This is a genomic window from Aquimarina sp. U1-2 (assembly GCF_017897595.1).
Taxonomy (GTDB): domain Bacteria; phylum Bacteroidota; class Bacteroidia; order Flavobacteriales; family Flavobacteriaceae; genus Aquimarina.
The window spans coordinates 174,242-187,828 of sequence record NZ_JAGKIK010000008.1 but is presented as its reverse complement, the minus strand read 5'-3'; the positions used below and the strand labels follow the sequence as shown (position 1 = coordinate 187,828).

Genomic DNA, 13,587 nt, shown 5'->3' with positions numbered 1-13,587 from the left:
CAGTATGTTTTAGATTTTTTGTATTTTAATAGCTCTTGATATGAAAGAGCAACAAAGAAATAATTTTAAATAGCTTTTTATCAAAATAAATATAAAGATAGTTCAATCTACTTGTTCATATCGTCTTCTACTTCATTACAACAAACTTCCAGAGCTAAGACTATGTAAGAATTTTGAAGCTTTGTAGATGATGATGACAACTGCACATCTTTAGCCTATTTTTATATTTATTTGGGTAGTGTTTATTTGTATTATTTTTTAGCCTCGGTTTTTTCGGGAAATACAAAAAGTGTAGTATCAACTTCCGGATTTAGTTTGATTTCCTTGAAACCCATGCTCTGAAATTGATTACTTATAGAAAATGGAAAATATACTCCGTTTACTTCTTGATAATCGCTTATGGTTGATTTTACATTTTGACCTTTCATAGGGCCTTCATTAATTTCTGTTTCTACAACGATAGGTACAAAATTTTCGGTATCAAAATAATAATGAGAGATGTTTGGTTTTGATTCTCCATTGACCATGATAGGATCTTTGGTTAATTTTATTTTGAAAGTTTCTGTTCCATCAATAGTTTCTTTACCAATAAGTTCTGCAGTATATCCTTTGTCTTTATAGTTAAGAAATGGATCTGGAAAATCCTTGGCTTGTTTTTTCATATTTTCTGTAGCTTCATTATCGCTTTTTTCGGCTTCCATAGTCATTTGATTTCGTTCCCATGAAGTTTCACCGTCAAAAGCAGACCATATCATTTTGCTACCCTGAAGCTCTATAGTAATAAGCTGTTTCCCGTCTTTTGTGGCAACCTGCTCAAATGGAATTTCCATATTTTGCATTTTCATAACACCGATCATTTCCACTCCGTCCAGTTTTTCCCAATTTTCTTTTCCCCCGGTGTTTTCAAAATAATTGTTGATAATCTCGTCTGCTGTTTGAGCATAAAAAGAAGTGGATAAAGCCAATACTAAAGCCACCAAAATTGATTTTAAAGCGTTCATTATTATAATTTTTATGATGTTTGCATAAAGTTAGTCATTCAAATGATACTTTTGTTACAACTTTTGATAATCTTTTATTAACGCTTATGCAATTTGGAAAAGTAGAACACCCTGAATTAGTAGATTTTACATTACCCGCAGATCATAAAGAGACAAAAAGAGTCTTAACGGAACAAAAGGACGATACACTATCTATATTTGTAGGTTGCGCCAAATGGAATAAACAAGATTTAAAAGGATTTTATCCTCGAGGTACCAAAGATGAACTCGAATATTACTCGCAACAGTTTAATAGTATAGAATTAAATGCTACGTTTTATAGAATATTTCCAGATGATCAATTTAAAAAGTGGTACGATAAAACACCTTCCGGATTTAAATTCTTTCCAAAATTAGTTCAAAATATATCTCATTTAAAGAGATTGAATGATGATGTGCAACCTTATGTTGATCAATACTTAACTAATGTTATACATCTCAAGGAAAAGTTAGGTACAATTTTTTTACAGTTGCATGGTAATTTTGGTCCTAAATATATGGATAGGGTGGTCGCATTTATAGAAAAATGGCCAAAGGATATAAGATTGGCAATAGAGTTTAGACATACCGATTGGTTTAATGATGAGAATGTCGCTAATGAACTCTATACGCTGCTTGAAGAAAATAATATAGCCAACATCATAACCGATACTGCAGGGAGGAGGGATTTATTGCATATGCGTTTAACAAATGCCGAAGCATTTGTACGATATGTTGGAGCTAATCATGATACAGATTATAACCGGTTAGATGAATGGGTACAACGACTATGTACCTGGAAAAATAATGGGATTAACCATATTCATTTTTTTGTACATCAGAATATCGAGAAAGAATCTCCCTTACTATCATCATATTTTATTCAAAATTTAAACGAGAAGTTAGGTACCGATTTAGTAATACCCAATCACACCACAGATGATTTAAAATTGTTCTAGAAATAAATTTTCATAGAGTAAATAACTGAAACTTTAACAGTTAAATGTAAAAGCAGTGTTGTTTTTTAACGTTGATTATTGTACTTTAGCGATGTTATTAACAAATAAAATGTAAGAAAAAACAAATTTTTTGTAAGATTTTAGCCTTGCAATTTCATCAGACTCCTTAATACTGCTACTATGATTACATCTCTACGTTCCCAAATTTTATTGATTTTCTTGTTTTGTTCTTTTATAGGAACTGCACAATTCGCTATTGCGCCAGAACACATCTCTGGTACAAAAGAAAATCAAAGTGCGCTCACTACTAATTATACATTTCTCTCTACTACTATTACTATCAATAAAGAACAACATCAATCATCTTATCCCTGTGCAAAATCAATGGGTCTTCATCGTGTAACCCATAATAGTCATGAGCAACAATTGTCCTTACTTGATGTGTTATCTTCTGATGAAGGAACAGATTTTAATTGCTCTGGTGGTTTTTGTATGAATACGTTACATTTTCATAAAAAAGGGTTGACTTTAAAGCGTCAATTTTTTATATACTTTCTAAGTATTTCTTGTTAAGTTTTTGTTAATAGAATTTCACAAGACTTTGTCTTGGGCCTAGCAAAGAGATTCTAAGACTTTTAGAACCAAAAGTCAGGACTAAGAGATTATCTAGTTTCTTCATTCTTAAAAGTGAAGCGATTGTAATTTTAAAGTGGAAGTGGTATAATACCCATTTCGTTGACGCTGCTTCTCATTAGTTCATTTTATCAATACGGCTTCCTTATATTTATTGTTACCGCTAAAGGGTTTACATATCCTCAGACTTGCCTTAACATTAAAATTCAGTTTTTTACGAATACTTTAACGGCTTACCCTAAGATAGTTTACTGAAAGATTCTAAAGCTTATCAAGAATCCTGCCGGATACTAATTTTGTTTCGAGATAAGCTGTGAGGGGTTTAAATCTTGATTATCGAGTAAATTTTCTGATATATTCATCTATTTTTGTAGTGTAAACCGATGAATATGACATTTTCAGAATTAGGAGTACCTAAACCTATTGTAAAGAGTTTGAAGGAAATAGGAATTACTGTTCCGACAAAAATACAAGAGCAATCCATACCTGTTTTGCTAACTACAGAAACTGATTTTATTGGCAAGGCTCAAACAGGAACGGGTAAAACTGCTGCATTTGGAATACCGATTTTGGCTCAAATAGACGCTCGAAAACCTTACACTCAGGCACTAATTTTAGCACCTACTAGAGAATTAGGACAGCAAATTGCTAAGCAACTTTTTAAGTTTACCAAGTATACCGATACAATCTTTACCGAATCTGTATACGGCGGGGAAAAAATTGAAATACAAATTTCTAGGTTAAAAAGACCTACACAAATTATCGTAGCTACCCCTGGCAGGCTTATAGATTTACTAGAAAAAAATGTAGTCGATATCTCAAAAATTAAAACTCTGGTATTAGATGAGGCCGATGAGATGTTAAGTATGGGGTTTAAAAAAGATCTTACTACAATATTGAGCAAAACGCAAGGAAAACGACATGTATGGCTTTTTTCGGCGACAATGCCTTCTTCTCTCGACGAGATTATATCTAAATATGTCGATAAAAATGCAATTAAAATAACTATCGATAAAAATGAGGCTGTAAATAGAAAGATCGAGCATCAATTCGTGGTTGGAGACGAAGTAAACAAATTGGATACGCTTTCTTATTTTTTGAAAACGAAGAAAAACAGCAGGGGTATAATTTTTACAAAAACTAAGGTAGCTGCAAGAACGTTGGCAAAACAATTAAAAGCAAAGAATTATAATGTTGGACTTCTCGAAGGTGAAATGACACAAAAAGAAAGAGATAAAGTAATGCGTGCTTTTCGGAAAAAAGCAGTACAATTGTTGGTGTCTACAGATGTGGCTGCAAGAGGTGTAGATGTAGCTAATCTAAGTTTTGTAGTTCATTATCAATTGCCTGATACACTAGAATACTATACTCATAGAAGCGGTAGGACGGCAAGAGCAGGTAGTTCAGGCTTATCTTTGGTGTTAATTCAAAAATCAGAATTAAAAATCATCAAAGAGCTAGAGAAACAATTGGGAATTCGGTTTCATCAAATTCGATAACCGCTACTGTATTATCAATTTTTACTCACGTGTTTTGGATCTAAATCACTTCTTATTTTTGAGATAACCGCTAAGAGTTTATCAAAATTAACAGGTTTTGAAAAGTAATTATCAAAACCTATACTTATAAAACGTTGCTTATCACCGGGCATTGCATATGCGGTTACAGCAAATACGGGAATATTTCTAAGTAAGTCTAATTTTTTAAATCTCTGTAGTAATTCACAACCATCCATTTGGTTTAATCCTAAATTAATATCTACCAAGATTAGGTCCAGACTTTGATCTTTTACTACTTTTAGCGCCTGTGAACCGTTTTCTGCAAGAATAACATTGGCCTTGTTTTTGGATAGCATCTTATCCATGACCATTGCATTAATTTTATTATCTTCTACATAAAGAATATTCATAGGTATTCTGGAATTATAATAGTAAAATCTGTTCCCTTTCCAATGTTGCTATTCACCTTTATTCTTCCGCCAAGTATTTCGATGTATCGTTTTGATAAACTAAGCCCTATTCCGGTTCCTTCATATTTTCTATCAATCCCAATACTTTCTTGGATAAAGGGATCAAAAACCTTTTTCAGATTTTCTTTATCGATCCCTATACCAGTATCAATAACCGAAATATAAACAATATTTTTTGATTTGTCTGAATTCACTTTGATTTTTATGCTTCCGTCTATCGTATATTTGATAGCATTATGAATAATATTGTTGAGTGCAGCTCTAAATAAGTCGTCGTCAATATTAATTTGCGGACTTTTTGGATCGAGCTCCAGTACATATTTCAGACTTTTAGCTTCGGCAAGGTGTTTGTATTCCCTAAACGAAGTTTCGACCGTATAATTGGTATCAAGCACTTTTTGATTTAAATTGTTTTTAATGATGTCGAGTTCACTAAAGTTAGAAAGGTTATTGATGGTTTCTAACAATCTATCTTTACTTTCTTCTAGATATAGTAATAGTTCTTTTCTTTCTTCCGGTCTCTTCTCATCGAGTAACAATTTACTTACGGTCATAATACCATTTAAAGGAGTTCTGATTTCGTGACTAAAGTTCGAAAGGATATTAGATTTCAGACTATTCAGTTCTTGTTCTTTAAGATGCGCTTCTTTGATAGCAATCTCGGCAAGTTTACGTTCGGTAATATCATGAAAGCTAATAAGAACAGAATTAACACTCTCATCTTGCCCCAGTATCGGGGTGTATTTTGATTCGAGATATTGAAGATTTCCTTTTTTAGTAATACGCTCTATCTCCTTTTTAACGATGTTACCTTTTAGTGCTTCATTAAACTCATGCGCAAAGGTGTTTTTAAAATTAAGAGGCATCACATCTATAAAACGTGATTTCGTTTCTAGAGGATTCACGTTGAAGTCTCTTTTTATGATTTTAAGTGATTTTTCGTCCGTCATTAAAATTTCTCCTTGAAGATTAAGTAAAACGGTGTATGCGAAACCGTTATTTACCATAGCCTGTAGCCTGTTTTTGTTTTCGGCTATGGTTTTTTCGTTTAATTTTCTTTGATGAACGTTTATGAGATTACCAATCATTCTCACAGTATCACCATGTTCATCCTTTCTTCTAAACCCATACACTTCATAGTGATGATACTCGCCTTTTCTATTTCTTACACGATAGAAATTGTGGTAGTGATTCCCTTTTTTCTTAAGGTTGTTTAGGTGTCTTTTAACTGCATCTTCTACATCATCAGGGTGTATCATCTTGCGAAAAACCTCTTCAGACACATAATCCTGATCCAAAGGTAGCCCTAACATTTTTCGAAAGTCTAGACTGTAAAAGACTTCATTTTTTTGAATTAAATGATCAAAGAGGCCTGATTGTATACCTTTTAACGCTAGGCGTTTTGTTTCTTCATTTTCTTTTAACTGTTCGATATAATTATGCCTTGCTGTCACATCGGCAATAGTTCCGTTAACGTAGACCACCTCGTTTTTATAAATCACAGGATGTGCCACTACTTTTATCCATTTTTCATTGCCTTTGTGAGTAGTAATTTTTTCGGTATACTTATATGGTTTTTTTGTTTGAATTAAGGTATCTAAGTAGCTTTCTATTCGCGCCCTGTCCTCTTCAGCGTAAAAGCTCGCTCCTAATTCGCGTGTCATTTCGGTATCAGGATCTAAGTCTTTGATGAGGTAGCATCCTTTGGACCAGAACATTTCTTTATTTTTAGGATTGTAATACCACGCGCCGGTTTTGGTAAGTTTCGATATGGTTTTGAGTGCGCGATGTTCTTTATATTCTTCTGTTGTATCTATTCCTGCTGCATAAACTAATCCTTTATGGTAGGTAAGATCAAATTTTAAAGAAAGAACTCCATGTTTTTCAGTCGCAAAACTAAAGGACTTGCTTAAGATTGAGTTTTTAGTGCTTAAAAGAGTAATAGCTTTCTTAAAAGCTTTTACATCATTGTCGATGATAAAATCTGTAATATACGTTACTGTTCTTTCTTCATGGGTCTCGGGAATAATAACTTTACAACGGTTGTTATAGGTTATTATTTGTCCACTTTTTTTCAGAATTAGAAGAAAGTGAAGTGTTTTATCAGCTAAAATTTCCAGTTGTTCAGCAGTAAATGGCATAATCAAAGGTTGGTTCAATTTAGAAATAAGAGGTATAATATTTTAAAGTTACGAAATGATTTAGAAAGATTGGATAAGTTTTTTTGTTACAGCAGTGTTTTTGAATTTTATAAAACCGAGAAAATAAAAACAATTTGTATTAGTTTTACAACCTAATAATCTGAGTTTAATTATCAATTAGTTGAATAGTGTTTAGTTACTTTTGCCTGTCTGGTCGATCGGAGTGGAGACCTGGTTAATGAACCTGAAAATAACCTTTTGACCCCGCATGAAATAACTGAAACAAAATAGGATGTATGAAAATCAATAGATTAACATTCGAACTTAGGTTATTACCAAATAATTAATAAAATATCAACAGATGAAACATACCTATGCGATAAGCGGTATGACATGTAACGGATGCAAAGCTACTGTCAAAGATAACCTTCGGGCACTTGCGCATGTAACCCATGTTGTTGTTGACCTTGACAATGCGAGTGCTGAGATCACAATGGCTAAACCCATCTCAATAGAAAAATTGCAAAGCGCCTTGCCAGAAAAATACAGAATAATAGGGAAAGAAGATGTAGATAAGCAGGCGTTATATCAAACTTCACATCATACTGAGGCGAATGATAAGAGTAAACTACAGCAGTTAAAACCACTTTTGCTTATTATATTTGGTATCACAACAGCAAGTGTTTTATTGCATTACAAAGATTGGAGCTGGAGTGCTTTTATGCTTGATTTTATGGGGTTGTTTTTTGTGATTTTCAGTTTTTTTAAACTGTTGGACTTAAATGGATTTCCAGATTCATTTAGAATGTATGATCCTTTGGCAAAACAGGTATATGTATACGGTTGGATATATCCCTTTATCGAAATAGGTTTAGGAATTATGTTCTTAATGCGTTTTCAAATCAAGGTAGCGCTGGTAATTACATTGGTCATATTAAGCATAACTACAATTGGAGTAACCAAAACACTTTTGGATAAAAAATCTATTCGCTGTGCATGTTTGGGGACAGCATTACAGTTACCAATGACTGAAGCTACATTTATAGAGAATGCAATCATGATCATTATGGCTATTTTAATGATGATATACCTGTGAAAACCTGCATAAACAATTTTTAGGCTAAAGAGGCGGGGAGTGACTATAAAAATAAGTTGTATATATTAAAAAATCCCCAAAGGCACGATTTGAAAGTTCCGGATACCCTAAACCGACTTGCCACAATTAATTTCGTTTATCTATTGATGATTTCTCATGGTCATTCTCTGGGGAATATTCTAAAGGAATGGTTTTTTAAACAATCATCAGAACTCAAAAAAAATAATTTCGAGCTTTAATAAATATAGTGCGGTTACATTACAACTTTCTTAAGATTTTGTGAAAAGTTATGTAATTGATTTATGAACCTATCGTGCATTTTGTTTTTTTTGTTCAAAATCTGTCAATTCGAGTGCTTCGACCGAAGGAAGAAGTGTATCGAGCCCTTCAATAAGCTCCAGGATGACGTAGGATTTTGGATCCTAAAGCTATTCTCAATACCCGCAATTAGGTTGAAGGCAGGCTAATTTTTCTTCATGTCATCTCGCGTAGAGTCGAGAGGTTATTACGAAAAATCACTCGAATTGACACTTTTTTTACTATTACTTTCATAATATATAACGAGTTTTAAGACTCTTAACCATGCAAAATTAGTTTTGAATCTTTAGCCTAATAAGTACATTCAAATAATCGGATTAAGTGTGTCCCAAAAAAAGCTTTATAATTTTAATATGAGCGAACTAAGGTAGATTATTTTTTACGCTAGCATTCGTTTTGATCGAATCTAATATTCATCTTTTTTAAAGGTATTTTGGTGTATTACTATTTGAATAGTGCTTATTTTATAAATTTACGGATATAAATACACATTAAACGAGTTACTCTTGTCCAGAATTCTTGAAAAAGCGATACATCGATTACAAAAATTACTTTTACCCGTATTAGGAAATCGCAAAGAAAAAATACCTTATTTTATAGTAGCATTTGTTGCATTACTCATTGTTGTTTTAGGAATCAATATTTTTGTAGAACTCACTGAAGAGGTGATCGAGGATACACTTACCCTTTATGATCAGAGAATAACAGAGTTTATACTTTCTTACCGAAGTCCTTTTTTAACTCAGTTTTTTAAAGCAGTGACAGCTATTGGTGAAAAGGAAGGCTACCTTATTATTCTTGGCGTCTGTATATTACTTACTATTTTTATTTTCAAACGATGGAAATACATCGCTCAAATTGTAGTAGTTCTATTTCTTGCAGCTGCATCCAACGTTATTTTGAAACGATTTATAGATAGAGCCAGACCTGGTATAGACCCTCTGGTGATTGTTAAATCTTTGAGTTATCCAAGCGGTCATGCTATGGCATCTATAGCTTTTTATGGTTTTTTAATATATCTGCTATACAGGTTCAAAATGAATATTTTTTTAAAGTTTTTTTTGATACTTATGTTTTTATTCCTGATTTTGAGTATTGGCATCAGTAGAATCTATCTGGGGGTGCATTTTCCTTCAGATGTAGCAGGTGGATACATCGCAGGGCTTATTTGGGTATTCTTCTGTATTTTTATCTTTAATTTAATCGAAGTTTTTAGAAAAGATCTACGTACTTAAAAGTCGTATAGGTATACGTTATGACTACCTCATGAGTTCTTCCCGTCTATATGAAATCGTATCACAAATAGGCTATAAATCGCTAATTAGTTTTTAAGTTGATTTAATTAAATATGTTTAGTGAATACGCTATAAAGGCTACCAAAACAAAAAGTATTGTTAATTAACAAAAGTTGTACGTTGCATTTTGATATTTTCGTTGCTATGATGAAGCGTACTTGTACATTTCATATTGCCTTTTTTCTATTATTCGTTTTCTCATGCTTACGAGTAGTTAATCTTCATGCATATATTCACGTATTTGGAGAAGAAACAGAGCATTGTGAACAGTGTGAATTTCTGTACCAAAGTGAAAAAAATAATCCGTTATCTCCAAGTCTTGCTACATCGGATAACAAAGTATTCTCGATATGTCGTACAGAGTTGACAGAATTCTCTATTGATTTAGAGCTTTTTGTCAAGAAAACTATACTCTACGACTATGTTTTCAATAAACCACCACCTAGTATTTAGGTTCAGAGTTTCCAAATCATTTTAATAGCTATGTGTTTTTGATAACTTATGTAGTTACTATATTTATGTAACTTCTAAGTCATACTATTAGATGTACCTTCAGTAACGATGTAGATCTACATGTTTGATTGAATTTGAGAAACTTCACTCATCTTGATTTCGAAGATATTAATAAATAATAAGTTTACGAATGCTATCTATCGCATAGCATGGATAATATACTTCATTTACCATCATAATTTTTTCACAATTCAAATTAGTGCATAAAAAGTTATCTGTTTGATAGCACACAATATACACTATAGGATTTTATCGTCTTAAAACATGGGTAATGCATTACATGCAATTGCATCGAATTTTTTATATGTAATAACTACGGTTGTAACGCTTGGTTGTAATTGTTATACATATTCTCAGAGCGTTTCAGGTTATATTCTGGATATAGACAATACACCTGTTGCATCTGCGACAATTACATTGCATCCTAAAAAAACATCCATAATCTCAGATAGTTCAGGATTTTTCACTATTTCCCGAAGTGAAGAAGATGATATTACGGCCTTTTTAGAGGTGAGTCATGTGGCTTTTATTACAAAGCGTATTGATCTCGTAAGCCGAAATAGAAGTGAACTTCTCACTATAATTCTCGATAAAAAAATTAATGATTTGGAAGAAGTGGTGGTATTACAACCTATGGGGTTCGAAAATGTAACTAACAATTCTCAATCGGTCATTACAATTAATAAAGATTTTATTTCGAAAAGTAACCTTTCCACTTTTGCTGAAGCTCTGAAGGCATTGCCAGGTTTGAATACTATGAATTTGGGTGTAGGAATCGCCAAACCTATGATACGCGGTATGGGCTTCAATCGAATTTTGGTTAATAATCGAGGAATTAAGCAAGAAGGACAACAATGGGGAGCAGATCACGGACTCGAAATTGATCCTTTTGACATAGAAAATGTAGAAATTATAAAAGGTCCGGCATCTTTGCTTTTCGGTTCAGATGGTATGGGCGGAGTCATTAATATTAAGAATAACGAGCCCTTAATCGAAAATGGAAATTTACTCACGCTACAAAGCGTGTATCAAACCAATAACAGAGCGATTTCTAATTCACTAGAGTGGAAAGGTAGACAAAATAAGTGGTTTTTTGGAACGCGGGTTACCTATCAGGATTATGGTGACTACACGATTCCTACGAATCAATTTACCTATGCCGGATTCAATTTACCAGTTTTTAATAACAGACTTAAAAATACAGCCGGGAACGAATTGCACCTTGGTGTTTCTTTGGGATATCAAAATGAAAATTTTAAAACTAGTCTAAAATATACCAGTTTCACCCAAAAAGCAGGAATTTTTACTGGAGCCATAGGTTTACCTAGAGCTTATAATTTAGAACATAACGGAGACTTTAGAAATATTGATTTTCCTCGACAGGAAAATCAACATCATATGTTGACTAGCAATACTAGTATCGATTTTGAGGCTCAAAAGTTGGAGATCAATCTGGGATATCAGCATAATGTTCGTGAAGAATTGTCTTTCCCGGGTGCACATGGAATTGCCGCAGATCTCGTCTCGTCGAACCTGGCACTAGGATTATATCTAGACACGTACACAGCCAATATAAAGTATGATATATACCCGAATGCAAACCATACCATTGTTTTTGGGTCACAATCGCAGTATATGCATAACACCAAAGATGGGTTTGAATATTTACTGCCTCAGTTTGATAGCTATCAATTAGGATTTTATCACTATCAATTATTTCGAGTTAGTGAGCGGTGGACGATGAATGGAGGTATACGATATGATTACGGAATGCACGATATTCAAAGACATGAACAACCTGAATACGACAGAGAAACTTTAAGACCTACTGGTAGGTTTATAGAGCGAACGCCAGAGTTTGATAGAAATTTTGAAAATGTAAGTGGTGCAGTGGGGATTACCCATAAATTAAATAAAAAACACCACTTAAAATTAAATTTTGGAAATAGTTTTCGCTTTCCAACGGCAATAGAACTTTCTAGTAATGGTGTGCATCACGGTAATTTTAGACATGAAATAGGAGATCAGAATTTAGCTATAGAAAACGGTTATCAAATAGATGCTACGTATCTGCACCGATCAGAAAATACATATTTTGAGCTATCGGCTTTTTATGGGATATATGATAACTATATCTATTTGGCACCCACCGGAAATTTTTCGTTTTTGGCCTCTGGCGGAACCATGTGGCAATACCAACAAAACGATGCTATTTTTAATGGTTTTGAGCTCGCTGCGAGTCATCAGTTTCCTTTTCATATTAAAACAGATGTAGTCATCGATTTTGTTCAAAATATAAATAGAGATACTCGCTTGCCACTACCATTGACCCCAGCACCGTCAGTACTTGCTAGTATTGAATGGAATCAGTTTTTTAAGAATTCTAAATATCTTGATGAAGAGTACCTATTTATTTCAGGGCGGTATAATTTTGAACAAGATCAAATTGATAGAAACGAGAGTATCACCCCAGATAGTTTTATTGTTGATTTGGGACTTGGTTTTCATATCCCATTACAATCAAATGCAATTCATTGTAAGCTAAGCGCTACTAATATTTTCAACACTCGGTATTTTAATCACATTAGTAGGTACCGCTTAATTAATTTACCAGAGCCAGGAAGAAATTTTGTGTTTTCTGCTCAAATACCTATAGGCTTTTAACCTTCTAACCTTTTAAAGCTAATCATATGAGTACAACTATTTTTAATAATCGAACGTAAATTAAATTCTGAAACCCATGAAATTACATTATTTATTATGTGCTTCTAGTCTCCTATTTATATCATGTTTAGGAGATGATGATGCTAATGACACCGATTTGCAAGCACCTGCAATTAAGGCAAATGATAACCTAAGTACTATACTGCCGTATCATTTTCTTACAACGACAAATGAGGATACCGAGATTCCGTTAGCATTTACAATCGAAGACAACAGCGGTATTCGAGAAATCAAACTCGAATCGCACAATGGTTTTGACGGCCACACTCACGGAAAATCAAGAATATCCAAGAATTCTCAGTTTAAATTATTTAGTTTTTTTGAACTTATAGAAATTGAAAATTCTGAGCAGCCCACCACGTTTACCAGAAGTTCTGAAAGCGGAGCCGCCATATATCTCGATGAGCGTAATACGAGTCTAGAAGCAAACGATCTCATTTTAGCAGGTCCCTATCATTTTTCAATCCAGGCTACAGATATATTAGGTAACCAAACGCGTTATCAGGATAATACCACGTATCATACTACTATTTACATAAATAGAGCGTATGCGCCACAAGTTGAAATATCGAATGTTGCTATATCTAGTAAAGAAATCTCTGGAGAAATCACTAGAAACGTATCCCATACAGCATCTTCAGATATTCGCTTTCTATGGATTTATATTGAACAACCTGTTCTTGATAACCCTGGACAAGAAGGCGCTATCGTTAAAAATTGGGTCTGGGGTTCTTCTAACTGGCCTCATCAATTTAGACCCAATAGCGGAGATGCATTACCTAATACACAAACCATCGATTTGAGTAGTTTACTCAATAAGAATGATGATTTTTTTGCGAACCTACAAGATAATATTCTGGTCATTTGGGCTGAAGACGATAACGGAAATATAACAGTAAACAAATTACCTATTAACTAAA

11 protein-coding genes are annotated in these 13,587 nt (G+C 33.4%); 8 read left to right on the top strand and 3 right to left on the bottom strand.

Going from position 1 to position 13,587, the window contains the following annotated elements; all coding sequences use genetic code 11:
- Nucleotides 1–251: 251 nt before the first annotated feature.
- A complete protein-coding gene (locus J8281_RS12160) occupies nt 252–1,001 on the bottom strand; it encodes an outer membrane lipoprotein-sorting protein (RefSeq protein ID WP_210197904.1) in 750 nt (249 codons plus the stop codon).
- A gap of 86 nt (nt 1,002–1,087) precedes the next feature.
- Between J8281_RS12160 and J8281_RS12155 the strand changes: the two genes are divergently transcribed.
- The 3 genes from J8281_RS12155 (at nt 1,088) to J8281_RS12145 (ending at nt 4,110) form a co-directional block, all read left to right on the top strand.
- On the top strand, nt 1,088–1,978 hold the full coding sequence (locus tag J8281_RS12155; RefSeq protein WP_210197941.1) for a DUF72 domain-containing protein: 891 nt from the start codon (nt 1,088–1,090) through the stop codon (nt 1,976–1,978).
- A 180-nt stretch (nt 1,979–2,158) separates the two neighbouring features.
- Complete coding sequence (locus J8281_RS12150; RefSeq protein ID WP_210197903.1) at nt 2,159–2,551, top strand: hypothetical protein; 393 nt, start codon at nt 2,159–2,161, stop codon at nt 2,549–2,551.
- A gap of 449 nt (nt 2,552–3,000) precedes the next feature.
- Nucleotides 3,001–4,110, top strand: a complete 1,110-nt coding sequence (locus J8281_RS12145; protein WP_210197902.1) for a DEAD/DEAH box helicase — start codon at nt 3,001–3,003, stop codon at nt 4,108–4,110.
- Between the two features lie 14 nt (nt 4,111–4,124).
- On the opposite strand, the gene J8281_RS12140 is transcribed toward J8281_RS12145, so the two are convergent.
- Both J8281_RS12140 and J8281_RS12135 read right to left on the bottom strand, forming a co-directional pair.
- Entirely contained in the window at nt 4,125–4,520 is a 396-nt protein-coding gene (locus J8281_RS12140; protein WP_210197901.1) for a response regulator, read from the bottom strand.
- Nucleotides 4,517–6,721, bottom strand: a complete 2,205-nt coding sequence (locus J8281_RS12135; RefSeq protein ID WP_210197900.1) for an ATP-binding protein — start codon at nt 6,719–6,721, stop codon at nt 4,517–4,519. The genes J8281_RS12140 and J8281_RS12135 overlap by 4 nt, the downstream gene beginning before the upstream one ends.
- Nucleotides 6,722–7,082: 361 nt before the next feature.
- Here J8281_RS12135 and J8281_RS12130 point away from each other — a divergent pair, with 361 nt between their 5' ends.
- From J8281_RS12130 to J8281_RS12110, 5 genes are all read left to right on the top strand, one after another.
- Nucleotides 7,083–7,817, top strand: coding sequence for a heavy-metal-associated domain-containing protein (locus J8281_RS12130; RefSeq protein ID WP_210197899.1), 735 nt, complete (start codon nt 7,083–7,085; stop codon nt 7,815–7,817).
- Between the two features lie 824 nt (nt 7,818–8,641).
- On the top strand, nt 8,642–9,370 hold the full coding sequence (locus J8281_RS12125) for a phosphatase PAP2 family protein (RefSeq protein WP_210197898.1): 729 nt from the start codon (nt 8,642–8,644) through the stop codon (nt 9,368–9,370).
- 156 nt (nt 9,371–9,526) lie between these two features.
- Nucleotides 9,527–9,883 (top strand): hypothetical protein, encoded by a 357-nt coding sequence (locus J8281_RS12120; protein ID WP_210197897.1) that lies wholly within the window; start codon nt 9,527–9,529, stop codon nt 9,881–9,883.
- Nucleotides 9,884–10,207: 324 nt separating this feature from the next.
- Nucleotides 10,208–12,607 (top strand): TonB-dependent receptor domain-containing protein, encoded by a 2,400-nt coding sequence (locus J8281_RS12115; RefSeq protein WP_210197896.1) that lies wholly within the window; start codon nt 10,208–10,210, stop codon nt 12,605–12,607.
- 76 nt (nt 12,608–12,683) lie between these two features.
- Nucleotides 12,684–13,586: a DUF4625 domain-containing protein gene (locus tag J8281_RS12110; protein WP_210197895.1), complete on the top strand. Its 903-nt coding sequence runs from the start codon at nt 12,684–12,686 to the stop codon at nt 13,584–13,586.
- Nucleotide 13,587: the final 1 nt, after the last annotated feature.